Source organism: Agrococcus sp. GW821-FHT14H11 (genome assembly GCF_058803545.1).
In genome coordinates, this window is sequence record NZ_JBXAPA010000005.1 from 59,551 (window position 1) to 82,653 (window position 23,103).

At 72.8% G+C, this 23,103-nt stretch carries 26 protein-coding genes and 1 riboswitch; of the genes, 2 read left to right on the top strand and 24 right to left on the bottom strand.

The window, feature by feature from the left end; translation table 11 throughout:
- Positions 1-2: 2 nt before the first annotated feature.
- From AC1RNL_RS06870 to prmC, 17 genes are all read right to left on the bottom strand, one after another.
- Entirely contained in the window at positions 3-956 is a 954-nt protein-coding gene (locus AC1RNL_RS06870; RefSeq protein WP_492934800.1) for an aldo/keto reductase, read from the bottom strand.
- Positions 957-1,016: 60 nt separating this feature from the next.
- Positions 1,017-1,352 (bottom strand): TfoX/Sxy family protein, encoded by a 336-nt coding sequence (locus AC1RNL_RS06875; protein WP_492934801.1) that lies wholly within the window; start codon positions 1,350-1,352, stop codon positions 1,017-1,019.
- 2 nt (positions 1,353-1,354) lie between these two features.
- Positions 1,355-2,923: an HNH endonuclease signature motif containing protein gene (locus AC1RNL_RS06880; protein ID WP_492934802.1), complete on the bottom strand. Its 1,569-nt coding sequence runs from the start codon at positions 2,921-2,923 to the stop codon at positions 1,355-1,357.
- 391 nt (positions 2,924-3,314) lie between these two features.
- Positions 3,315-5,003, bottom strand: coding sequence for a RecQ family ATP-dependent DNA helicase (locus AC1RNL_RS06885; RefSeq protein ID WP_492934803.1), 1,689 nt, complete (start codon positions 5,001-5,003; stop codon positions 3,315-3,317).
- A 49-nt stretch (positions 5,004-5,052) separates the two neighbouring features.
- The gene (locus AC1RNL_RS06890) at positions 5,053-5,772 is read right to left on the bottom strand and encodes a YaaA family protein (RefSeq protein WP_400531985.1); all 720 of its coding nucleotides are present in this window, start codon (positions 5,770-5,772) and stop codon (positions 5,053-5,055) included.
- Complete coding sequence (locus tag AC1RNL_RS06895; RefSeq protein WP_128190156.1) at positions 5,769-6,026, bottom strand: F0F1 ATP synthase subunit epsilon; 258 nt, start codon at positions 6,024-6,026, stop codon at positions 5,769-5,771. The genes AC1RNL_RS06890 and AC1RNL_RS06895 overlap by 4 nt, the downstream gene beginning before the upstream one ends.
- Positions 6,026-7,489, bottom strand: a complete 1,464-nt coding sequence (gene atpD, locus AC1RNL_RS06900; protein ID WP_128190155.1) for a F0F1 ATP synthase subunit beta — start codon at positions 7,487-7,489, stop codon at positions 6,026-6,028. The genes AC1RNL_RS06895 and atpD overlap by 1 nt, the downstream gene beginning before the upstream one ends.
- Before the next feature lie 18 nt (positions 7,490-7,507).
- Positions 7,508-8,392 carry a F0F1 ATP synthase subunit gamma gene (locus AC1RNL_RS06905; RefSeq protein ID WP_128190154.1) on the bottom strand — a complete coding sequence of 295 codons (885 nt, stop codon included), beginning with the start codon at positions 8,390-8,392 and terminating at the stop codon, positions 7,508-7,510.
- Positions 8,393-8,415: 23 nt separating this feature from the next.
- On the bottom strand, positions 8,416-10,050 hold the full coding sequence (gene atpA, locus AC1RNL_RS06910) for a F0F1 ATP synthase subunit alpha (RefSeq protein WP_246990669.1): 1,635 nt from the start codon (positions 10,048-10,050) through the stop codon (positions 8,416-8,418).
- Positions 10,051-10,076: 26 nt separating this feature from the next.
- Entirely contained in the window at positions 10,077-10,859 is a 783-nt protein-coding gene (locus tag AC1RNL_RS06915) for a F0F1 ATP synthase subunit delta (RefSeq protein WP_146357277.1), read from the bottom strand.
- Positions 10,859-11,404, bottom strand: a complete 546-nt coding sequence (locus AC1RNL_RS06920) for a F0F1 ATP synthase subunit B (RefSeq protein ID WP_364194768.1) — start codon at positions 11,402-11,404, stop codon at positions 10,859-10,861. The genes AC1RNL_RS06915 and AC1RNL_RS06920 overlap by 1 nt, the downstream gene beginning before the upstream one ends.
- 7 nt (positions 11,405-11,411) lie before the next feature.
- Positions 11,412-11,648, bottom strand: coding sequence for an ATP synthase F0 subunit C (atpE, locus tag AC1RNL_RS06925; RefSeq protein ID WP_281439987.1), 237 nt, complete (start codon positions 11,646-11,648; stop codon positions 11,412-11,414).
- 36 nt (positions 11,649-11,684) lie between these two features.
- Positions 11,685-12,512 (bottom strand): F0F1 ATP synthase subunit A, encoded by an 828-nt coding sequence (gene atpB, locus AC1RNL_RS06930; protein ID WP_400531988.1) that lies wholly within the window; start codon positions 12,510-12,512, stop codon positions 11,685-11,687.
- A gap of 163 nt (positions 12,513-12,675) precedes the next feature.
- On the bottom strand, positions 12,676-13,137 hold the full coding sequence (locus AC1RNL_RS06935) for a Cg1360 family ATP-synthase-associated protein (protein WP_364194765.1): 462 nt from the start codon (positions 13,135-13,137) through the stop codon (positions 12,676-12,678).
- Positions 13,134-14,336 carry an MraY family glycosyltransferase gene (locus AC1RNL_RS06940; RefSeq protein WP_128190149.1) on the bottom strand — a complete coding sequence of 401 codons (1,203 nt, stop codon included), beginning with the start codon at positions 14,334-14,336 and terminating at the stop codon, positions 13,134-13,136. Before AC1RNL_RS06940 ends, AC1RNL_RS06935 begins: the two co-directional genes overlap by 4 nt.
- A 4-nt stretch (positions 14,337-14,340) precedes the next feature.
- Entirely contained in the window at positions 14,341-15,012 is a 672-nt protein-coding gene (locus AC1RNL_RS06945) for an L-threonylcarbamoyladenylate synthase (protein ID WP_492934804.1), read from the bottom strand.
- 41 nt (positions 15,013-15,053) lie between these two features.
- Complete coding sequence (prmC, locus tag AC1RNL_RS06950; protein WP_310121240.1) at positions 15,054-15,914, bottom strand: peptide chain release factor N(5)-glutamine methyltransferase; 861 nt, start codon at positions 15,912-15,914, stop codon at positions 15,054-15,056.
- Positions 15,915-16,038: 124 nt separating this feature from the next.
- Between prmC and cysK the strand changes: the two genes are divergently transcribed.
- Both cysK and epsC read left to right on the top strand, forming a co-directional pair.
- Positions 16,039-16,968 carry a cysteine synthase A gene (gene cysK / locus AC1RNL_RS06955; protein WP_492934805.1) on the top strand — a complete coding sequence of 310 codons (930 nt, stop codon included), beginning with the start codon at positions 16,039-16,041 and terminating at the stop codon, positions 16,966-16,968.
- An 11-nt stretch (positions 16,969-16,979) separates the two neighbouring features.
- On the top strand, positions 16,980-17,534 hold the full coding sequence (epsC, locus tag AC1RNL_RS06960) for a serine O-acetyltransferase EpsC (protein ID WP_310121245.1): 555 nt from the start codon (positions 16,980-16,982) through the stop codon (positions 17,532-17,534).
- Between the two features lie 222 nt (positions 17,535-17,756).
- Here epsC and AC1RNL_RS06965 read toward each other — a convergent pair whose 3' ends face one another.
- The 7 genes from AC1RNL_RS06965 to prfA all read right to left on the bottom strand — a co-directional run bounded on the left by AC1RNL_RS06965 (position 17,757) and on the right by prfA (position 23,103).
- Positions 17,757-18,137: a DMT family transporter gene (locus tag AC1RNL_RS06965; RefSeq protein ID WP_492934806.1), complete on the bottom strand. Its 381-nt coding sequence runs from the start codon at positions 18,135-18,137 to the stop codon at positions 17,757-17,759.
- A 1-nt stretch (position 18,138) separates the two neighbouring features.
- Positions 18,139-18,453, bottom strand: a complete 315-nt coding sequence (locus AC1RNL_RS06970) for a DMT family transporter (RefSeq protein WP_492934807.1) — start codon at positions 18,451-18,453, stop codon at positions 18,139-18,141.
- 11 nt (positions 18,454-18,464) lie between these two features.
- A riboswitch (guanidine-III (ykkC-III) riboswitch) is annotated at positions 18,465-18,528 on the bottom strand.
- A gap of 6 nt (positions 18,529-18,534) precedes the next feature.
- Entirely contained in the window at positions 18,535-18,906 is a 372-nt protein-coding gene (locus AC1RNL_RS06975; protein WP_492934808.1) for a hypothetical protein, read from the bottom strand.
- Between the two features lie 71 nt (positions 18,907-18,977).
- Entirely contained in the window at positions 18,978-19,439 is a 462-nt protein-coding gene (locus AC1RNL_RS06980; RefSeq protein WP_492934809.1) for a P-loop nucleotide/nucleoside kinase family protein, read from the bottom strand.
- A gap of 54 nt (positions 19,440-19,493) precedes the next feature.
- Positions 19,494-20,612, bottom strand: coding sequence for a ScyD/ScyE family protein (locus AC1RNL_RS06985; RefSeq protein WP_492934810.1), 1,119 nt, complete (start codon positions 20,610-20,612; stop codon positions 19,494-19,496).
- Between the two features lie 117 nt (positions 20,613-20,729).
- Positions 20,730-21,995, bottom strand: coding sequence for an MFS transporter (locus tag AC1RNL_RS06990; RefSeq protein WP_492934811.1), 1,266 nt, complete (start codon positions 21,993-21,995; stop codon positions 20,730-20,732).
- Positions 21,996-22,023: 28 nt separating this feature from the next.
- Positions 22,024-23,103 carry a peptide chain release factor 1 gene (gene prfA / locus AC1RNL_RS06995; protein WP_310121260.1) on the bottom strand — a complete coding sequence of 360 codons (1,080 nt, stop codon included), beginning with the start codon at positions 23,101-23,103 and terminating at the stop codon, positions 22,024-22,026.

Genomic DNA, 23,103 nt, shown 5'->3' on the forward strand with positions numbered 1-23,103 from the left:
GCTCAGCCGAAGAGCTCGGAGATCTCCTCGACGGTGCCGGCGTCGAGCTCGCCGAGGCCGGCACCCGCGTTCTGCGCGATCTGCTCGGGGCGCGTGGCGCCGGCGATGACGCTCGTGACCGCGGGCTGCGCGAGCAACCACTGGAACGTCACCTCGAGCATCGTCGAGCCCGTGCGGGCGACGATGCGCTCGTACTCGGCCATGCGGCTCCAGTCGGTCTCCTCGAGCACCTGGGGCTTGAGACGCGTGAGGCGGGCGTCGTCGGGGCCGGAGCCCTGCGAGTACTTGCCCGTCAGGAGCCCGTTGGCGAGCGGGAAGTAGGGCAGGAAGCCGAGGCCGGCCTCGCGCACCGCCGGCAGCACCTCGCGCTCGACGCCGCGGGAGACGAGCGAGTACTCGTCCTGCGCCGAGACGAACCCGTTCGGGCTCTCGACGGCTGCGGCGGCGGCGATCTGCTCGGCCGAGAAGTTGGAGTGGCCGTAGGCACGGATCTTGCCCTCGGCGACGAGCTCGTCGAGCGCGGCGACCGTCTGCTCGATCGGCGTCGACGGGTCGGGCGTGTGCATCTGGTAGAGGTCGATGTGCTCCACCTGGAGCCGGCGCAGCGATGCCTCGACCGCGCTGCGGATGTACTGCCGAGCGCCCTTCGCGCCCCACGTCTCGGTGCCCTCGATCGCCAGGCCGCTGTGGCCCCACTTCGTCGCCAGCACGACCTTGTCGCGCGCGGCGCTGCCTGCCTTCTGCAGGGCGACGCCCATGAGGGTCTCGGAGGTGGTGGCCGGGTTGCCGTAGATGTCGGCGGTGTCGAAGAGCGTGATGCCGTGGTCGATGGCCGCGTGGATCACGGCGTCGGTGCCGGCCTGGTCCTCGGTGCGGGTGCCCTTGCGGCCGAAGTTGTTGCAGCCGAGGCCGATGGTCGAGACCTCGATGCCGGAGCTTCCCAGTGTGCGCGTCATGCCCTCCACCCTAGGCGGCCTCGGCCTCGAGGCCGGTGTGCGGCCGCCCCTCCCCGGTCGCTACCTCGGCCCCGCTTCACGGCCTCGCGCGGGCTTCGGCGACTGCGTCGCCGCGATGGTCTGCGCGACCTCGTGCAGCCACTCGACGTCGCCCAGCCGATCGTCGTCGACGATGCCGTAGGGCTTCGAGCCGGGGTAGGCCTCGCCGCGCGGGAGGGCCGCGGTGAGCTCCTCCGCCTCGGGCACGAGCTTCAGCAGCAGCGTGTCGTCGCAGATGAAGCCGAAGATGCGGTCGTCGCAGTAGATGGCATGCTCGCCGAACATCGCGCGCAGCCGCACGGGCAGCGGGTCGAAGGCGTCCTGGATGCGCTCCAGCGTCTCGGGTGCGTTCGGCATGCTCAGATGCTCCGGCCTGGCGCCGGCGAGGGCAAGGGTACGGCTGGGACGAGGTCCGGCGGATGCGCCCACTCGGGTGGCGCCTCGCCTGGCGGCCCGCCGTCGTCCGGCAGCGTGTCCCAGGGCGCGTCCGCCTCGGCGAAGCGCGGCCCCTGCGGCTCGGGTTCGTCGCGGATCGCCCTGCCGAGCGGTGTCGTCCACTCCAGCACACCGTCGGGCAGCTGCCGGACGCTCCATCGTGTCGAGTGCTTGATGGTGTGGTGCCTGCGGCACAGGTGCGCCAGGTTCTCGATGCTCGTCGGCCCGCCCGAGGCGTGGTCGATCGTGTGGTCGAGATCGGCTCGGGCGACGGGGTTGTCGCAGCCGGGCCAGCGGCAGCGGCCATCCCGCGCTCTCAGCCAGCGCCGCTGCGCCCGGTTCGGCTGGTACGTGTCGACCGTGATCGGCAACCCCGTCACCGGATGGGTGAACAGCCGCTCCCAGGTGGCGGTGTCGACGGCGAGCGCCCGCACGGTGGCGGGGTCGACGAGGATCTTCCCGTCGAGCAGCGCGGGGAACCGCAGCTGCGGCTCGGGATCGCCCTGTTCGCGCAGCAGCTCGGTGGCGGGGATGGTGATCGCGATGGTGGCCGTCAGCGCGTTGGTCGCGTGCAGGTCGTCGGGGGTCTGGCCGGTGAGCAGCAGTTCGCTGAACGCGTCGGCGCGGAACTGGTCCCAGGTGCGCGGGTCGTCCTTGGGCTTGCCGCGGGCGGCTTGCGTGAGCCGGTCGAAGATGCCGGCGCCGACGACCGCGGGCACGCGGGCGCCGATGTCGACCATCCCGTCGCCGGCGTCGACCATCCACACGTCGCGCCGCTCCATCGCCAACCGGTGCCGCTGCTGCAGCGGCTGCGTGAGCACCCGGTCCACGATCCGCTTCGACCGGGAGCGCAGGCGCGACGGCGTCGTCGTCTCCGCGATCGCGACCAGCTCCGCCTCCACGCGGGCGCGCTCGGCCGGGTCGGCGTCCACGTCGATGCGCAGCGGGTGGGTCGCCTGCTCGATCACTCGCAGGTGGCCGGAGGAGATGCGGCCGGACTTGTGGGCTTCGTGGGCGGCGGGCAGCTCGGTGACGATCTGCCAGGAATCCGTGATCCGCCGCTCAACGGCCCGGTCGGATTGGCGCAGCTCCGCCGCCAGCAGCGACGCCGCCTCCCGCAGCGTGGTGACGACCTCGCCGCCCTCGTCGCGGACCCGCTGGAAGCGCGCGGCGAGCAGCTCCCGCTCGCGCGCCTCGAGTCGCGCCCGCTGCGCCTGCAGCGCCTTGATCTGGCCGGTGAACTGCTCCTCGCGGCGCAGCCACGCGGCCCGCTCGGACTCGGCCGGGCCGGGCAGCTCGGGCACGCGCATGCGCCCCTCGACGACCGCTTCCAGCTCGTCGGGCGTGAGCGCGGCGAGCCGCTCGCCCCAGTCGCGGTCGAACGCGGCGAGCTCGTCCTCGAGCTCGGCCGCGGTGCGGCCGTACGGGTCGATCGCGCCGGCGCGGATCGACGCGATGTAGTCCTCCGCGTCGAGGCCCCAGTCGCCGTCCATGCAGGCATGGAACCACGGGGCACTGACATGGCATCCGCCCCCATCCGCTGGTCGAGGAGGCCGGCGGAGCCGGCCGTCTCGAGACCACCCAGACGCTGGCCGCACGTGGTCTCGTGACGCGGGCGGGCTGCGCCCGCGCGCTCCTCGACCAAGCGGGATGGGGAGCGGGCGGGCGGGCCGCGGAGTGGTCTCGACTCGCGGGGCCGCCTGCGGCGGCGCCGCGGCTCGACCAGCGGGAGGGGAGCGGCGGCCGCGCGGCTCGACCAGCGGGGTGGAAGCGGCGGCGCCGCGGCTCGACCAGCGGGGTGGGGAGCGGCGGCGCCGCGGCTCGACCAGCGGAGCGGGAGCGGCGGCCGCGCGGCTCCACCAGCGAGGGGGCCGACGGAAGAGGTCAGAGGGGCTGCAGCGCCCCGGTGCGGGCGAGCACCTCGACCGCGAGCGTCTTGTAGCCCTCCTCGTCGAAGAGCACGGTGATGCGGTCGCCGTCGTCGCTCACGACCCCGCCCTCGCCCCACGCCTCATGCCGCACGCGCTGGCCGACGTGCCAGTCGTCCGCTCCCCCGGCGGCCTCGTCGGCGGCCGCGCGCGCCTCCTCGACCCGCGCCGCCGAGCCCGAGCGGCACGTGTCGCACGCGCCGCACAGCTCCGGCAGCTCTTCGCCGAAGTAGCCGAGCAGGTAGCGGCGGCGACATCCGCCGGTCTCGACGTAGCCGCGCATCATCTCGACCCGCGAGCGGTCGACCCGGCGCCGCGCCTCGGCGATCTGCGCCGCCTCCTCGACAGCGGGCCGCACGGCGCCCGCGCTCCAGACGAGCTCGCCCTCGTCGGTCGTCTCGACGGCGCCGACCTGCTCGAGCAGGTTCACGGCCGCGGTGAGCCGGCTCGCTCCGACCTCGAGCCGCTCGCGCAGGCGCGCAGGCGGCACGGGCTGCTTCGCCCGCCGCACGCGCGAGGCAACGGCCGAGAGCATCTCCTCGTCGGCGGTCCCGCCGGTGCGGAAGCGGTGCAGCCCGAAGTCCTCCTGCCGGTGCAGCAGCGCCGCGAGCGCCGGCTCGCCGTCGCGGCCGCTGCGGCCGATCTCCTGGTAGTAGGCGTCGAGCGAGTCGGGTGGCGCGGCATGGAGCACGAACCGCACGTCGGGCTTGTCGATGCCCATCCCGAACGCCGACGTCGCGGCGACGACCTCGGCGCTCCCGTCGCTGAACGCGGCGTGCACCCGCTCGCGCTCGGCGCGCGCCATCCCGGCGTGGTACGCCTCGGCGCGCACGCCGGCCGCGACCAGGTCGGCCGCGTAGCGCTCCGCGTCCTTGCGCGTCGCGACGTACACGAGGCCCGGCTTCGCCTCGGCGACCGCTCGCGCGACGAGCGCCTCGCGCCGCTCGTCGTCGTCGCTGTGCCGCTGCACCTCGAGGAAGATGTTGGGGCGGTCGAACCCGCGCACCACCTGCCGCGGGTCGCGCATGCGCAGCCGCTCGACGATCTCCTCCCGCACGGGCGGCGCGGCGGTCGCCGTCAGCGCGACGGTGGTCGGATGCCCGAGCGCCTCGACGACGTGCCCGAGCCGCAGGTAGTCGGGCCGGAAGTCGTGGCCCCACGCCGAGACGCAGTGCGCCTCGTCGACGACGAGCAGCGACGGCCGCAGCTCGCGCAGCCGCTCGAGCACCTCGTCGCGGGCGAGCTGCTCGGGCGCCAGGAAGACGAACTCCGCCTCGCCGGCCTCGAGCTCCTCCCACGCCTCGCGGTGCTCGCCGACGCGCTGCGACGAGTTCACCGCGACCGCCGGGTCGGCTCCGAGGCCCTCGAGCTGCTCGACCTGGTCGTGCTGCAGCGCGATGAGCGGCGAGACGACCACCGTCAGCCCGTCGAGGAGCTTCGCGGCGAGCTGGTAGATCGCCGACTTGCCGTGCCCGGTCGGCATGACGGCGAGCACGTCGTGGCCGTCGAGCAGCGCCTGCACGGCCTCGGCCTGCCCGGGCCGGAGGCTCGGCCAGCCGTAGCCGCGCGCCGCCTCCAGGATCCGGTCGTCGACCGCCTCCTCCGCGTCGGGGCGGGCATCGTCGCGGGAGTTGCGGACAGGCATGCAGCGATGCTAGGTCGGCCGGCTGATCACGGCCTGCACCCCGAGCGCCTCAGCGCGCGGCGACGAGCCGCGGATCCTGGACGACGAGCCGCAGGCCGCCCTCGGCGCGCGTGAGCGGCACGCCGGCGGACGCCGCCCACGCCACGAGCGCATCCGCCGACGGCGCCTCAACGCCCGCCTCCGCGAGCGAGCGCACGAGCGCGCCCTTCCCCGCCTTGTTCCAGTGGTTGAGCGCCCTGCCCTCCGGCGAGACGATCTCGACGGGCACGGCGCCGGCGACCGGCGCCAGGGCCGCGTACGCCTTCGAGCGCAGGTCGAGCGCGAAGCCCTCGATCGCGTCGCCCGCTCCCGACCACAGGTCGCGCATCCGCTCCCCCGGCAGGCGCGTGTGCTCCGACACCTTGTAGGCGGGGATCCGGTCGGATGCGCGCACGAAGCCGAGCAGGGCCGACTGGATCACGACGTGGGCGTCGACCCAGTCGCGCGCATCGGCGTCGAGGGATGCGGCGCCCAGCGCGTCGTAGAGCACGCCCGTGTAGCGCTCGATCGCCGGCATCGTCGGCGCATCGCGCACAGCGGCGTTGTCGGCGGCGGCGCGCGCCTTCGCGGGCGTCGAGACGTCCTGGCCGGCGGCGACGAGGCGGTCGAGGGCCGCGAGGGCCCGGGAACGGGCGACGGCCAGCCCGGGGAACCCCAGGCTGGCCGTCGACAGCGGCTCCGCCGTCCCGCCTGCCGCCTTCGTCTCGCTGGGCGGCAGCAGGACGATCACGCGAGCTTTGCGTTCCTGGCGACGATCTCCACGCGGTCGTGGTCGACCGACAGGAAGCCGTCCTCGGCCTCGACGCTGTGCACCGTGCCGGTCGAGTCGGTGACGCGCACCTGACCCTCGGCGAGCACGGCCAGCACCGGCTCGTGGCCCGTCAGGATGCCGATCTCGCCCTCGGTGGTGCGGGCGATGACCTGCGAGGCCTCGCCCGACCACACCTCGGAGGCGGCCGACACGATGCTGACGGTCAGAGCCATCAGCCGTTCTCCTTCTGGATCTGCGCCCACTTGGCCTCGACGTCCGAGATCGCGCCGACGTTGAAGAACGCCTGCTCGGCCACGTGGTCGAACTCGCCCTTGGCGATCGCGTCGAACGACTCGACGGTCTCCTTGAGCGGCACGGTCGAGCCCTCGACGCCCGTGAACTTCTTGGCCATGTAGGTGTTCTGCGAGAGGAACTGCTGGATGCGGCGTGCACGCGACACGACGATCTTGTCCTCCTCGGAGAGCTCGTCGACACCGAGGATCGCGATGATCTCCTGCAGCTCCTTGTTCTTCTGGAGGATCTGCTTGACGGTCGTCGCGACGCGGTAGTGGTCCTCGCCCAGGTAGCGGGGGTCGAGGATGCGGCTGGTCGACGTGAGCGGGTCGACGGCCGGGTAGAGGCCCTTCGACGCGATCTCGCGGCTCAGCTCCGTCGTCGCGTCGAGGTGCGCGAACGTCGTGGCCGGGGCCGGGTCGGTGTAGTCGTCGGCCGGCACGTAGATCGCCTGCAGCGAGGTGATCGAGTGGCCGCGCGTCGAGGTGATGCGCTCCTGCAGGATGCCCATCTCGTCGGCGAGGTTCGGCTGGTAGCCGACGGCGCTGGGCATGCGGCCGAGCAGCGTCGAGACCTCCGAGCCCGCCTGCGTGAAGCGGAAGATGTTGTCGATGAACAGCAGCACGTCCTGCTTCTGCACGTCGCGGAAGTACTCCGCCATCGTCAGCGCCGACAGGGCCACGCGCAGACGCGTGCCCGGCGGCTCGTCCATCTGGCCGAAGACGAGGGCGGTCTTGTCGAAGACGCCCGCCTCCTCCATCTCGTGGATCAGGTCGTTGCCCTCACGGGTGCGCTCGCCGACACCGGCGAACACCGAGACGCCGCCGTGGTCCTGCGCGACGCGCTGGATCATCTCCTGGATGAGGACGGTCTTGCCGACGCCGGCGCCGCCGAACAGGCCGATCTTGCCGCCCTGCACGTACGGGGTCAGCAGGTCGATGACCTTGATGCCGGTCTCGAACAGCTGCGTCTTCGACTCGAGCTGGTCGAACGCGGGAGCCTTGCGGTGGATCGACCAGCGCTCGGTGACCTCGATCGTCTCGCCCTCGCCGAGGTTGAGCGCCTCGCCGATGACGTTGAAGACCTTGCCCTTGGTGACGTCGCCGACGGGGACCATGATCGGGTCGCCGGTGTCGCGCACCTCCTGGCCGCGGACGAGGCCGTCGGTCGGCTTCAGGGCGATGGCGCGCACGAGGTCGTCGCCGAGGTGCTGCGCGACCTCGAGCGTGATCTCCTGCGGCTCGGTGCCGTCACCGAAGTCGACGGTCGTCTTGAGCGCGTTGTAGACGGGCGGGATCGCGTCGTGCGGGAACTCGATGTCGACGACGGGACCGGTCACGCGGGCCACGCGGCCGACGCCGGCCTGCCGCTGCGAGACCTCGGGGGTGTCAGTGATGGTCATGGTGCTTGCCTTTCGTGGCTACTTCGCCGAGGCGAGGGCGTCCGCGCCGCCCACGATCTCGGAGATCTGCGTCGTGATCTCGGCCTGGCGCGCGTTGTTGCGCAGGCGGGTGTAGTCGGTGATGAGCTTGTCGGCGTTGTCGGAGGCCGACTTCATGGCCTTCTGCGTCGCCGCCTGCTTCGCGGCGGCCGACTGCAGCAGGGCGTTGAAGATGCGGCTCTCGACGTACACCGGCAGGAGCGCGTCGAGCACCTGTGCGGGCTCGGGCTCGAACTCGTACAGCGGGAAGTGCTCCGCGCTCTCGGCGCTCTCGGCCTCGACGACCTCCAGCGGCAGCAGCCGCACCGAGGTGGGCTCCTGCGTCATCATGCTGACGAAGCGGTTGTAGACGATGTGGATCTCATCGACCTGCTCGGAGACGTACGCCTCGAGCACCGCCTCGGCGATCTCCTGCGCGAGCTCGGGGCTCGGCGTCTCCGACTGCCCCGTCCACGCCTGGATGGACGCGCGCTTGCGGAACTTGAAGTAGCCGACGGCCTTGTTGCCGACCAGGTAGTGGTCGACCTCCTTGCCCTCGGACTCCAGCTTCGCCCGGAGCTCGCTCGCCTCGCGGATGATCTGCGAGTTGAACGCGCCGGCCAGGCCGCGGTCGCTCGTCAGCACGACGATCGCCGCGCGCTTCAGCTGCGGACGCTCGACCGTGAGCGGGTGCGCCTCGTTGGAGTACGTGGCGACCGCGCTCACGGCGCGCGTCAGCGCCCTGGCGTACGGCGTCGACGCGTGCACGCGTGCGAGCGCCTTCTGGATGCGCGATGCAGCGATGAGCTCCATCGCCTTCGTGATCTTCTTGGTCGTCTGCGCAGACTTGATCTTCTGCGTGTAGACCCGGAGCTGGGCTCCCATTCCGCCTCCTCAGCGAGCTCGCGTCAGCGACGGCCCTTGACGATCTGCTCCTGGTTGACGTCCTCGACCATGGGGTTGTCGGACTCCGTGCCCGGGTCGGTGATGCTCGACTCCGGCTTGCCCTGCCAGTTCTTCACGAACTCGTCGACCTCCGACTCGAGCGTCGCGAGCGTCGCGTCGTCGAGCACGTTGGTCTCGCGGAGCGTGCCGAGCACCGAGCTGTTGCTGCGCAGGTGCTCGAGCAGCTCGGACTCGAACTGCAGCACCTGGTTGACGGGCACCGTGTCGAGCTTGCCGTTCGTGCCGGCCCAGATCGAGACGACCTGCTCCTCGACGGGGTACGGCGAGTACTGCGGCTGCTTCAGCAGCTCGGTCAGGCGCGCGCCGCGCTCGAGCTGACGGCGCGAGGCCGCGTCGAGGTCGGAGGCGAACATCGCGAACGCCTCGAGCGAGCGGTACTGGGCGAGCTCGAGCTTGAGCGTGCCGGAGACCTTCTTGATCGACTTGACCTGCGCGTCGCCGCCGACTCGCGAGACCGAGATGCCGACGTCGACCGCGGGGCGCTGGTTGGCGTTGAACAGGTCGGACTGGAGGAAGATCTGGCCGTCGGTGATCGAGATCACGTTGGTCGGGATGTACGCCGAGACGTCGTTGGCCTTCGTCTCGATGATCGGCAGGCCGGTCATCGAGCCCGCGCCGAGCTCGTCGGAGAGCTTCGCGCAGCGCTCGAGCAGACGGGAGTGCAGGTAGAACACGTCACCCGGGTAGGCCTCGCGGCCCGGCGGGCGGCGGAGCAGCAGCGACACGGCGCGGTAGGCCTCGGCCTGCTTCGACAGGTCGTCGAAGATGATCAGGACGTGCTTGCCCTCGTACATCCAGTGCTGGCCGATGGCCGAGCCGGCGTAGGGCGCGAGGTACTTGAAGCCGGCCGGGTCGGACGCGGGCGAGGCGACGATGGTGGTGTACTCCATCGCGCCGGCCTCCTCGAGGGCGCCCTTCACCGAGGCGATGGTCGAGCCCTTCTGGCCGACGGCGACGTAGATGCAGCGCACCTGCTTGTTGACGTCGCCCGAGTCCCAGTTGGACTTCTGGTTGATGATCGTGTCGATCGCGATCGCCGTCTTGCCCGTCTGGCGGTCGCCGATGATCAGCTGGCGCTGGCCGCGGCCGACCGGGATCATCGCGTCGATCGCCTTGATGCCGGTCTGGAGCGGCTCGTGCACCGACTTGCGCTGCATGACGCCCGGCGCCTGCAGCTCGAGGGCGCGGCGGCCGCTCGAGGCGATCTGGCCGAGGCCGTCGATCGGGTTGCCGAGCGGGTCGACGACGCGGCCCAGGTAGCCCTCGCCCACGGGGACCGAGAGCACCTCGCCGGTGCGGGTGACCTCCATGCCGGCCTCGATGCCGGCGAACTCACCGAGCACCACGACGCCGATCTCGGACTCGTCGAGGTTCTGGGCGAGGCCCAGCGTGCCGTCCGCGAAGCGGACGAGCTCGTTGGCCATGACGCCGGGGAGGCCCTCGACGTGCGCGATGCCGTCGGCGGCGTCGATGACGGTGCCGACCTCGGCCGTCGTCGAGGCCGAGGCCTCGTAGGACGAGACGAAGTCGGCGAGTGCGCCCTTGATCTCGTCGGGGCTGATGGTGAGCTCTGACATGTGTCTTCCTCTGGTGGGCTGTCGACCTAGCCGAGCTTCAGGCGCAGGTCGGTGAACTTGGAACGGACGGTGCCGTCGATGACGTCGTCGCCGATCGCGACGCGCAGGCCGCCGAGGACGGCCGGGTCGACGATCTGCTGGAGCTGCAGCGCGCGGCCGTACTGCCGCTCGAGGCCGACGCGGAGTCGGTCGAGCTGCGCCGCAGGGATCTCGCGCGCCGTCGTGACGGTCGCGAGCGAGCTGCCGGAGGCCTCGGCCACCTGCTTCGCGGTGCTGCGCAGCCGCTGGCCGATGCGACGGCCGCGGGGCGCGCGCACGAGGTGATCGAGGATCGAGGCGGCCGCCTCGCTCGCCCGGCCGCCGAGCAGCCGCTCGACGAGCGCAGCCTTGGCGTCGGCGGAGCCGAGCAGGCCGCCGAGCGCGAGCTCGAGCTGCGCGTCGGAGGCGACGGTGCGCTCGAACGAGGCGATCTCGCCGGCGACGTCGGCCTGCGACGAGCGCACGGCGATGCGGATGGCCGCGTCGTCGATGCCCGCGAGCAGGTCGGCGGGAGCGGACCAGCGCTGGCGCGCGAGGTGCGCGACGATCGCGACCGCAGGTGCTCCGAGCTGCCCGAGCACGCGCGCCGCGAGGGCCGCGCGAGCGTCGGGCGTCGAGGCGGGGTCGGCCAGCGACGAGAGCACCTGGGGGCTCCGCTCGATGGCGCGCGACGCCCGGAACAGGTCGCGCGCGTCGTCGATGCCCGCGTGCGGCTGCGCGCTGACAGCGCCCTCGATGCCGGCTCGCGCCTGGCTGGTCGCGCTGCCCACTAGCGGTTCGCCCCGTCGCGCTCGAGGTCGGCCAGGAAGCGGTCGACGATCGCAGCCGAGCGGCTGTCGTCCATCGACTCGCCGACGACCTTCTCCGACAGGTCGAGGGCGAGCGTGCCGACCTCGGTCTTCAGGGAGGAGAAGGCTGCCTGGCGCTCGGCCTCGATGCGCTGGTGCGCCTGCGCGGTGATGCGCTCGGCCTCGTCGTTCGCACGAGCCTTCAGGTCGGCCTCGATCTTGGCGGCGTCTGCGCGAGCACGCTCCTTGATCTGGCTGGCCTCAGCGCGCGCGGCGGCGAGCTGCGTGTTGTACGACTCGAGCGCCGCAGCGGCCTCGGCCTGCGCCTCCTCGGCCTTCTTGATGCCGCCCTCGATGGCAGCGGCGCGCTCGTCGAGCAGCGCCTGCATGCGCGGGAGGACGACCTTCCAGAAGACCAGCAGGAGGACGGTGAAGATGACCGCCGACCAGAGGATGTCGTAGAAGGCGGGGAGGAGGATGTTCTGCTCCCCCTCCTCCTCCGCCAGGAAGAGGTCTGATGCGAGCATCAGTGCCTCAGACCATGAAGAAGTACGTGGCGATGCCGACGAAGGCGAGCGCCTCGGTGAACGCGATGCCGATGTACATGAGGACCGTCAGGCGGCCCTGCAGCTCCGGCTGGCGCGCGACCGACTCGATCGTCTTGCCGACGACGATGCCCACGCCGATGGCGGGGCCGATGGCCGCGAGGCCGTAGCCGACGGTCGCGATGTTGCCGTTGATCTCGGCGAGAACGGTCGTGGCGTTGTCCACGGTGTTTCCTTTCTGCGGTTCCGGTTGCCCGGAGGGTCAGTGCTCTTCAGCCAGCGCGAGCTGGATGTAGACGGTGGTCAGGAGGGCGAAGACGTAGGCCTGCAGCACCGCGACCAGCAGCTCGAAGAGCGTGAACGCGAAGCCGAGGGCGAGGGTGCCTGCGCCGAACAGCGTGTAGAGGCCGCCGGCGGAGAAGAAGAAGAAGTGCGTGGCCGAGAAGAACAGCACGAGCAGCAGGTGGCCGACGACCATGTTCATCATGAGTCGCAGCGTCAGCGTGATGGGGCGCAGCACGAAGGTCGAGACGAACTCGATCGGCGTCACGATGATGTAGAGCGGCCACGGCACGCCGGGCGGGAAGAGCGCGTTCTTGAAGAAGGCGCCCGGGTGCTTCTTGACGCCCGCGTAGATGAACGCGACGTAGGCGATGAGCGCCAGCAGCAGCGGCACGCCGATCACGGAGGTGCCCGCGATGTTGAAGAAGGGGATGATGCCGGTCACGTTCATCGACAGCACCATGAAGAAGATGGTGGTGATGAGCGGGAGGAAGCGGCGTCCGTCCTTCTCGCCGAGCAGGTCGTAGGCGATGCCGTCGCGGACGAAGCCGAGGCCCATCTCGACCAGGCTCTGCCCGCGCGTCGGGACCAGGCGCATCCGCCGCGTGCCGAGCACGAAGATGAGGATGATCGCCGTCGCCGAGATGAGGCGGATGAGCATGATCCGGTTGATGCCGAAGATCGGGTCCTCTTCGCCGAGCCACGCGATCGTGGGCTCGTCGAACAGGAAGATCTGCGGGAAGAACTCCGCGATCGACGGCGGGTGGAACGGCTCGGGCTCGGTTCCAGCAGAGGCCAGCAGCGACAAAGGGGCGTTCAGCGTCTCTTCCTCAACCTCATGGCGCCTGGCGCCGTCTCGACGTCGGTGCGCCCCCTCGCGCGGACACGCTCGATGGTGAGCGGTGCAGTGGGGGGAGCAGGAACGACACTACCAGAACGCGGCACGGCGCGGCGCCTGCGCGGGTCGGCGCTCAGGCCTGCGCGCCGCGGGCCGGACGGCCCTGCGTCTCGTCGTCGGCGTCGCTGTCGATCGTCGGCTGCCGGCTCGTCATGATGACGACGCAGTCGATGACCAGGGAGCCGATGACCGCCGCCACGAGCGCGCCGAAGGCGACGCCGCGATGCAGCCAGTCCTGGTCGCCGAGCACGAACACGAGCACGATGAACAGCACGAACTTCAGCAGCCAGCCGCCCAGCACGATGCCGAAGAAGGCGCCCGAGATCATGGCGCCCTTCGAGACCTTGAAGGCGAGCAGGATGCTCGCGGCGGTGAGCATGCAGAAGACGATCGCGAGGGCGGTGCCCACGAGCGCCGAGGCGACCCCGGCGCCGGCGGCGAGCAGCCAGCCGACGATCCCGCCCACGACGGCCACGGCGGCGGCGAGGATGCCGCCCCACAGCAGGATGCGCTGCATGATCTGGTTGGTGGTCACCGGGATTCCCCCTGGTCGATGCTGGTCTCGACGCGGGCGTCGATCGTGGTCGGCTCGAGTCCCCTGCGAGCTGCACGGCGCTCGCGCAGCACGCGCAGGAACGTGCGCCACACCCTGCGGCTGACGGGCGCCGCCGTCAGCAGGGCGCACACGATGAACCCGACCGCCATGATACCGACGGCCACCCACCAGGGCTGCATCAGGAACACGAGGCAGCCGACCGAGACGACCGCCGTCCACGCGTAGAAGATGAGCACCGCGCCGAGGTGCGAGTGCCCCATGTCGAGCAGCCGGTGGTGGAGGTGCTTGCGGTCGGCGGCGAAGGGGCTCGAGCCGTTCAGGAGGCGCCGCACGACCGCGAGCACGAAGTCCGTCAGCGGCAGCAGCAGGATCGCGAGCGGCAGCAGCACCGGGATGAACGCGGGCAGGATCTGGCTGCGCCCGCCCATCGTGCCGATGTCGATCTGCCCGGTGACGGCGATGGCGCTCGCGGCGGTGAGGAGGCCCAGCATGAGCGCGCCGCCGTCGCCCATGAACATGCGCGCGGGATGCCAGTTCACCGGCAGGAAGCCGAGGCAGACGCCGACGATGATCGACGTGATGAGGCTCGCGAGCGAGAAGTAGGCGTTCTGCTGCCCGAGGTTCTGGCTGATGATGAAGATGTAGCCGAAGAACGCCGTCGAGCCGATGATCGTGGTGCCCGCGACGAGCCCGTCGAGCCCGTCGATGAAGTTCAGCGCGTTCATCACGAGCACGATGATGAGCACCGTCAGCATGATCGCCGTGGTCGCCGACGGCACCGTGATGCCGGCGATCGGCAGGCTCACGATCTGCACGCCGAAGAGCGCGACGCCGGTGGCGACGAGGATCTGCGCGCCGAGCTTCAGCATCCAGTCGAGGTCGACGAGGTCGTCGAGCACGCCGATGCCGCAGATCGCCACCGCGCCGGCCAGCAGCGTCCAGATGCGGGCGGGCTCGGCGAAGACGCCCGAGAGCTCGGGGATGAGGGCGGCGACGCCGAACGCGCCGAGCACGCCGATGCACATCGCCACCCCGCCGAGGCGCGGTGTGGGCCGCGAGTGCACGTCGCGGTCGCGCACGGGCGGGTGGATGCCGTGCTTGAGCGCCACTGCCAGCACCACGCGTGTCGCGACGAAGGTCACGACCGCCGCGACCGCGGTGATGAGCAGGAAGATCACGGCGTCACTCCGGGGCGAGCAGCTCGCCGAGCGCGGCGGCGACGGTCTCCCGCGGCAGCACGCCCTGGCGCACGATGCGCACGACGCCCTCGGTGGAGCAGTCGAGGATCGTCGAGCCGTTCTGCTCCCCCGGCGCCGCGCTGCCGCCGACGGCGCCCGCGTCGAGCACCGCGGCGACGCGGTCGCCGAGCATCTCGGCGGCGGCTGCCGCCTCGGTCGGCGCCAGCATGCCGTGGAGGTTGGCGCTCGAGACCGCGAGCGGCCCCGTCTCGCGCAGCAGGCCGATCGCGATCGGGTGGTCGGGCACCCGGATCGCGACGGTGCCCCCGGTGTCGCCGAGGTCCCAGGTGAGCGAGGGCTGCGCGCGCAGGATGACGGTGAGGGGGCCCGGCCAGTGCGCGTCGAGCAGCGGCTCGATCGCCGCGGGCACCGACTCGGCGAGCGCGGTGGCCATGTGCCGGTCGGCGACGAGCACGGGCGGCGGGAAGCCGCGGTCCCTGCCCTTCGCCGCGAGCAGGCCCGCGACGGCGCTGTGCGAGAACGCGTCGGCGGCGATGCCGTAGACCGTGTCGGTCGGCATCACGATGCACTGGCCGGCCGCGATCGCCGTCCGCGCCGCGCGCACCCCATCGAGCAGGGATGCGGGGTCGGAGCAGTCGTAGATCGTGGCGGCCACCCCGCAATCGTAGTGCCGCCCGGGAGCGCCCGCCGGGGCCGTCAGCGGACGGCGGAGGTGACGCGGTCGCGACCCGTCAGGTCGACCCGCGTGCGCGCATCCGTGAACCCGGCGTCCTCGAGCATGCCGCGCACGGCGGCCGACTGGTGCTCGGCGTGCTCGACCGCGACGATGCCGCCGGGGGCGACGAGGTCGGCCGCGAGCGGCGCGAGGTCGCGGATGAGGTCGAGCCCGTCGGCGCCCGAGTAGAGCGCGCCGTGGGGGTCGAAGGCTCGCACCTCGTGGTCGGCGGGCACGGATGCGGCCGGCACGTAGGGCGGGTTCGACACGAGGGCGTCGAGGGAGCCGGGCTGCACCCCGACGGCCGCGAGCGCCGCGACGTCGCGCGCGTCGGCGTGGAGCAGCACGGTGCCGGGCGCGAGCTCGGCGATGTTGCGGCGGGCCCAGACGTAGGCGGCGGGGCTCTGCTCGACGGCGACGACCCGGGCTCCGGCCTCGCGCGCGAGCGCGATCGCGACGGCGCCCGTGCCGGTGCCCACGTCGAGCACGAGCGGCGAGGCCGTGCCGCGCACGTGCTCGAGCACGACGTCGACGAGCAGCTCGGTCTCGGGCCGCGGGGTGAAGACGCCTGGCCCGACCCGCAGGTCGACGTGCCGGAACGGTGCGAGGCCCGTGATGCGCTGCAGCGGCTCGCGCGCCTCCCTACGCGCGACCGCGTGCGCGAAGCGGGCCAGCGCATCCGCCGCGAACGAGCGGCCCATCGCCATGTCGACTCGGATCTCGCCGAGCCCGCTGCCTGCGGCCCACGCGGCGAGCAGCTCGGCGTCCGGGCCCTCGATGCCGGCGGCCGAGAGGCGCGTGCGCGCCTGCCGCACCGCATCGCCGACCGTCGGTTCCGTCACGGCACCACGGTAGTGCCGCGAGGGGCCCGCGCCCTGCGGGAATGCGGAGCCGCCGCGGAGCGCTTGCTCGGGTGCTGTCCCGTATGGTGAGAAGCACTGCTTCCACCCGATGAAAGGAATCCGCATGGCGCGCATCTTCGACGACATCACCGCCACGATCGGCGGCACGCCCCTCGTGCGCCTCCAGCGGCTCGACGGCACCGACGCGACCGTGCTCGTGAAGCTCGAGTCCTTCAACCCCGGTGCATCCGTCAAGGACCGCATCGGCCGCGCGATCATCGACGCCGCCGAGGCCGACGGCTCCCTCAAGCCCGGCGGCACGATCGTCGAGGGCACGAGCGGCAACACCGGCATCGCCCTCGCGATGGTCGGCGCCGCCCGCGGCTACCGCGTGATCCTCTCGATGCCCGAGACGATGTCGGTCGAGCGCCGCGCGATCCTCAAGGCCTACGGCGCCGAGCTCGTGCTCACCCCCGGCCCCGACGGCATGCGCGGCGCCGTCGAGCGCGCCCGCCAGATCGTCGCCGAGACGCCCGGCGCCATCCTCGCTCGGCAGTTCGAGAACGAGGCGAACATCCGCGTGCACCGCGAGACCACCGCCGAGGAGGTCTGGGCCGACACCGACGGCGAGGTCGACATCTTCATCGCGGGCATCGGCACCGGCGGCACCATCACCGGCGCCGGCGGCCGCCTCAAGGAGCTGAACCCCGACATCCGCGTCGTCGCCGTCGAGCCGGCCGACTCGCCGCTGCTGACGAAGGGCCAGGCAGGCCCGCACAAGATCCAGGGCCTCGGCGCGAACTTCGTGCCCGAGATCCTCGACACCGGCGTCTACGACGAGGTCGTCGACGTCGAGCTCGACGACGCCGTGCGCGTCGGCCGCGAGCTCGCCGCGAAGGAGGGCATCTTCGCGGGCATCTCGTCGGGCGCGATCGTCTGGGCCGCGCTCGAGATCGCGCGCCGTCCCGAGTCGGCGGGCAAGACGATCGTCGCGATCGTCTGCGACACCGGTGAGCGCTACCTGTCGATGCCGATCTACGCCGACCTGGCCTGAGCGGAGGACGGATGGGCCTGCTCAACGTCCGGGAGGACATCGAGAACGCGCGGCGGCACGACCCTGCCGCCCGCGGCGCGCTGTCGATCGCGCTCACCTACTCGACCCTCCACGCCGTGTGGGCCCACCGCGTCAACCACCGGCTCTGGCACGCCGGCGCGCGCTCGATCGCGCGCGCGGGCAGCCAGTTCGCGCGCTTCATGACGGGCGTCGAGATCCACCCGGGCGCGCGGCTCGGGCGGCGGTTCTTCATCGACCACGGCATGGGCGTCGTGATCGGCGAGACCGCCGAGGTCGGTGACGACGTGATGCTCTACCACGGCGTGACGCTCGGCGGCACGGCGAACGCGGCCGTGAAGCGGCACCCGACGCTCGGGCACCGCGTGCTCGTGGGCGCCGGCGCCAAGGTCCTCGGGCCGATCGCGCTCGGCGACGACGTCAGGGTCGGCGCGAACGCGGTCGTGCTGCACGACGCGCCGTCCGGCACGACGCTCGTGGGCGTGCCCGCGAAGCCGGTCGCGCGCACGTCGCCCGCCGAGCTGCCGCAGATCGAGTACTCGATCTGAGCCGCTCGCTCTGAGCCGCGGCGGCCTCGGCACCGTCCGCCGCCGCCCCACGCCGCGTTGCCGAGTGGCGCCTCGCGCGATCGAGTGGCGCCTCGCGCGATCGAGTGGCGCGCTGCGCGACCGAGTGGCGCCACTCGATCGCCGGAGGCGCCACTCGATGTTGCAGGGCGCCACTCGATCGCCGGGAGCGCCACTCAGGGCGAGGCGACGCGGAGGGCCAGGTCAGGCGGGGTCGGATGCGGCGGGCCGGTCCGGGGACGCGGGTGCGGCATGCGGGCGCTCGGTGAGCGCGAGGCCCGCCACCGCGACCAGGATCCCGGCGAGGAAGAGGAGCGTCAGCGGGCTCCACGGCTGCGCGCCCGTGGCGATCGCCCAGAGCACGGTGAGGGCGCCGCCGACGCCCGTCCAGACGGCGTAGCCGGTCGCGAGCGGGAGCGTCTGCACGGCCCGCTCGAGGCCGATGAAGCTCGCGACCGCGGCGACGGCGAACACCAGGGTCGGGATCGGTCGGCTGAAGCCCTCCGACTCCCCCATCGCCGTGGCCCAGATGGCCTCGAGCACGGCGCTGCCGAGCAGCACGGCCCACGCGGTGCGGGGGCGCATCTCAGCTCACCAGCTTCAGACCGACGAGGCAGCCGACGAGCAGCACGAGCAGCAGCGCGCGCACGAGCGTGAGCCGCTCGGCGCCCCGCGCGACCTGCAGCACGACCGTCGCGACGGCGCCGACCCCCACCCACACCGCGTAGGCGGTGCCGGTCGGGATCTCGAGCATCGCCCAGGCGAGACCGCCCATCGAGGCGAGCATGGCGGCGGCGAAGAGCACGGTCGGCCGCCAGCGCCGGAAGCCCTGCGACGACTGCATCGCGGCAGCCCAGACGCCCTCGAGCAGGCCCGACGCGATCAGGATCACCCACGACATGACGAGTCCCCACCGGCCGTCTTGTCGCTGTGCGGGTACGGCTCCCTCGTCCGCGGGCCCGCCCTCGGGCTCGTCACCAGGCTACCTGGCGCCATCCGCGTCGGGCAGCGAGGCGTGCGCCCGCCAGGTGGCGAGCGCGAGCCCCACCACGAGCACGATCGCGGCGAGCACGGCGAGCACGGCCCACTCCTCGACCCCCGACTGGAGGCCCGCGACGAGCGACCCGAGCGCCGCGACCGCCGCGACCGAGGTCGCGAGCCACGTGAGCGGCGTGGCCGCGCGGTGCGAGCGCGCGTAGGCCGTCGCATCCGCCCGCAGCCGCCTGCCGGGCAGGCCGATCGGGCCGGCAGGCGCGATGCGCCCGAGCCCGGCGAGGTGCACGACCACGCCGATCGCGATCGCCGCGAGCGCGAGCGCGAGCGAGCCGAGCGACATCGCGAGCACCGGTCCCATGCGCTCATCCTGGCACGCTGGCGGCCGCGCGCACCGGGCCGAGGACGGCGGATGCGCGGGGCCCGGCCGCGTCAGCCGGTCTCGACCAGGCGGTGCGCCTCGCGCTCCCCCGGCCACTCGAACCCCGCGACGTAGGCGGTGAGCGCCGCGTCGTCGAGCACCACGGACTCCGGCCCGGGCTCGCGACCGTGCGCCCGGTCGAGCAGCGTCGGCAGCGGCGCGCGCACGACCACGAGCTCGCACTCCACCGCCATCGCGCCCAGCCGCATCCGCCACCGATCGCGCACCGCGCGCGTCGACAGCGACGCGTCGAGCACCACGGGGCGGCCGGTGGGCAGCACCCGCTCGAGCAGCTCGAGGAAGTCGGCGTCGATCCGCGCCATGAGCTCGTGCGACGGCCGCCCGTCGCGCACGCCGCGCGCCCAGGCCTCGCGGTCGTACGACAGCACGAGCGCGCCGGAGGCCTCGAGCTCGCGCGCGAGCGTCGACTTGCCCGCGCACGAGGGGCCGCACAGCAGCGTCACCTGGGCCATGGGCGCGAGCCTACGCCCGCGCCCGAGACGCGCCGTGCGACCCCCGATCGATGCTCAGCGCAGGTCGATCTGCAGCACCGAGCCCCCGCCCGACGACACCGAGTCGACGGTGACGAAGGCGGAGGTGCCGCGGATCGCCAGGCCGTAGGGCGCCGACAGCCCGTCGACGACCGCGTCGTGCATCGAGCCTCCCGGCGTCACCTCGCGCAGCGATCCGACGTGCCCGTCGAAGAAGCTGCCGTCGTCGAGCTGCACGGCGTACAGCACGCCATCGCGCCAGGCGAGGCTCGTCACCATCGTCAGCCCCGTCGCGTAGGCGGACACCTGGCCGTCGGGCGTCACGCGCCAGATGGTCGAGGCGCCCGTCGGGAACGGGAAGCCGGTCAGCTGCGACACGTAGTACGCGCCGTCGGGCCCGACCGCGACATCCGTCGGCACCGCTTGCGGCGGGATCATCCCCGGACCGAACGGGTTGGGCACGGGGTCGCCGTTGGGGAACACCGCGACCGTGCTCACGCCGTCGTCGCCGGCGGTCAGCAGCGTGTTGCCGCCGGCGTCGGTGACCGCCCAGTGCTTCGCGCCGAGCGGGGCGAAGCCCACGGCGTTGCTGTCGGGCGGGTCGTTGCCGTCGGGGTTGCTCGCGACCTCGAAGGCGTTGATGTCCGCCACGAGGGCGAGGTCGTCCGCGGTGAGCGGCGCCGAGCGCAGCGACCCCGTCTGCAGCGTGCCGAAGTCGGCGAACGCGTCGGCGAGGCCGTCGCGCGCCGTCGCCGCGCCGGCCATGCCGCCGATGAGCACGGCGATGCTCGTGCCGCGCACCTGGACGTCGGATGCGCCCAGCACCTCGCCGTTGAAGCCGAGGGCGGGCAGGTCGGTGACGACGCGCCGCTGGCCGGAGCGACTGACCTCGGTCACCGACCCGGTCATGCCGCAGAGCGCGTACGCGGCGTCGACGCCGGGGATCGGCTCGCACGCAGCCGCGCTGCCGGCCTCGGCGACGTAGAGGGTGTGGCCGGGGCCGATCGAGAGCTGGCGCGGGTTGTTGAGCCCGGTCGCCACGGTGACGGGCTCGCCGGGCGGGGCGGCGCTCGCCGGCAGGCCCCCGAGGGCCGCCAGTCCGAGCACGAGGGCGGCGGTGGCCGCGGTCGCTGTCGTCCGGGATCTGCGAGACATGGGACGCTCCTTCGCGAGGTGCGGCCAGGCAGGTGCCGGGGCCGCTGCCGCCAAAGATCCCGCACCCAGGGGGCGCCGACAAGCCCCCGTCTTCCGCGTGCCCTCCGCGCCCGACGGCTACGCCGCGGTGCGGCCGCGAGCGAGCGGCGACGCCGCCATGCCGATCGCGGTCATCGCGAAGCCGGCGCAGACCGCGACGAGCGCGGGCCCGATGCCGATCGCGTCGCCCAGCAGCCCGCCGAGCGGCGCCGCGACGACGATCATGGCGCGGTTGACGGTGCGCATCGTCGCGTTCATCCGCGACTGCATCCGGTCGGGCGTCGCGCGCTGGCGGAGCGCCATCTCGCTCGGGTTCGCGAGCCCCATCGCGACGCCCGTCACCGTCAGCCCGGAGAGCACGAGCCCGAGCGCGAGCGAGGTCGACGGCAGCGGCAGCAGCGCGGCCGCCGCGACCATGCCCCACCCGACCGGCATCGTCGCGTGCTCGACGATCACCGTGCGCGCCATGCCGAGGCGCGCCGCGACGACGCCCGCGAGGGCCGTGCCGACGAGCGTCGCGGCGCCGAGCACGCCGAGCGCGAGCCCGAGGCCCGCCGGCCCGGCGTCGAGCTCGAGCAGCACGAGGGGCACGAGCAGCGTCATCGCGGCGCCGTTGCAGAGGAACCACGCGTGCGTCCAGCGCGCGAAGGGGCCGAGCCGCGGATGCCGGTGCACGAAGCGCAGCCCGCCGACGATCGCGCGCCCGAGGCCGGCGGATCGCCGCGGCGCGGGCTCGTCGACCGGGAGCGTCGCGAGCACGCCGGCCGACACGAGGTGCGCGGCAGCGGCCGCCAGCAGCGACACCGGAGCGCCGAGCCACGCGATCACCGCGCCCGAGATCGCCGGGCCCGCCGACTGCGCCGCGTTCGAGCCGGCGTCGAGCCGCTGGTGCGCGGGCAGCAGCCGGGCACGGTCGACGAGCCGCGGCACGAACGCCTGCGACGCGGCGTCGTTCACGAGGCTCGCCGCGCCGAGCAGCACCGCCGCCAGCAGCAGCACCCACAGCGCTCCGCCGCCCGCGAGCCACACCGCCGCGAGGCCGCCGAGCACGAGCGCGCGCACGACGTCGCTCACGAGCATGACCGTGCGCCGGCGCATCCCCTCGACGAGCGCGCCGACGAGCAGCCCGAGCACGACGTAGGGCAGGAACCGCGCAGACGACAGCCAGCCGACCTCGGTCGCTCCGCCGCCGAGGTCGAGCACGACCATCGTCTGCAGCGCGATCACCGCGAGCCCGATGCCGGTCTCGGTCGCGACCTCGACGCTCCAGAAGCGCCAGAAGGCGCCGCCCATCCGCTCGCGGGCGGCGGGCGGCGCGTCGGCGCGCGCACGACCGGGACGCATCCGCCCCGGTCCCGCGCTCACGCGGGGCTCAGGCGTCGCCGCCGAGAGCCGCGAGCCGCGCCTCCTCGTCGGCCTGGATGCACGAGTCGATCACCGGCTGCAGCGCGCCGTCGAGCACGGTGTCGAGGTTGTAGGCCTTGAAGCCCGTGCGGTGGTCGGCGATGCGGTTCTCGGGGAAGTTGTAGGTGCGGATGCGCTCCGACCGGTCCATGCCGCGGATCTGCGACCTGCGCGCATCCGACGCCGCCGCGTCCAGCTCCTCCTGCTGCCGCGCGAGCAGCCGGGCGCGCAGCACGCGCATGCCCGCCTCGCGGTTCTGCAGCTGGCTCTTCTCGTTCTGCATCGAGACGGTGATGCCGGTGGGCAGGTGCGTGATGCGCACGGCGGAGTCGGTGGTGTTGACCGACTGGCCGCCGGGGCCGGACGAGCGGAAGACGTCGATCTTCAGGTCGTTCTGGTCGATCTGCACCTCCTCGGGCTCATCGACCTCGGGGAAGACGAGCACGCCGGTGGTGGAGGTGTGGATGCGCCCCTGCGTCTCGGTCGCGGGCACCCGCTGCACGCGGTGCACGCCGCCCTCGTACTTGAGCGACGCCCAGACGCCCTCGGACGGGTCGCTCGACGATCCCTTGACGGCGATCTGCACGTCCTTGAAGCCGCCCATGTCGGAGGGCGTCGACTCGAGCATCTCGACCTTCCAGCCGCGGCTGGTGGCGTAGTGCGTGTACATGCGCACGAGGTCGGCCGCGAACAGCGCCGACTCCTCGCCGCCCTCGCCGCCCTTGACCTCCATGATCACGTCGCGCCCGTCGTCCGGGTCGCGCGGGATCAGCAGGCGCCGCAGCCGCTCCTCGGCCTGGTGCGCCGCCTCCTCGAGCGAGGGCACCTCCTCGGCGAACGCCTCGTCCTCGCGGGCGAGCTCGCGCGCGGCGGCGAGGTCGTCGGTCGACTGCACCCAGCGCTCGTGCGCGGCCTTGATCTGGCTGAGCTCCGCGTAGCGCCGGTTCACCCGGCGCGCACGGCCCGCATCGGCGTGCAGCGCCGGGTCGGCGAGCTGCAGCTCGAGGTCGGCGTGCTCGGCGATGAGGCCCGAGACCGACTCGAACAC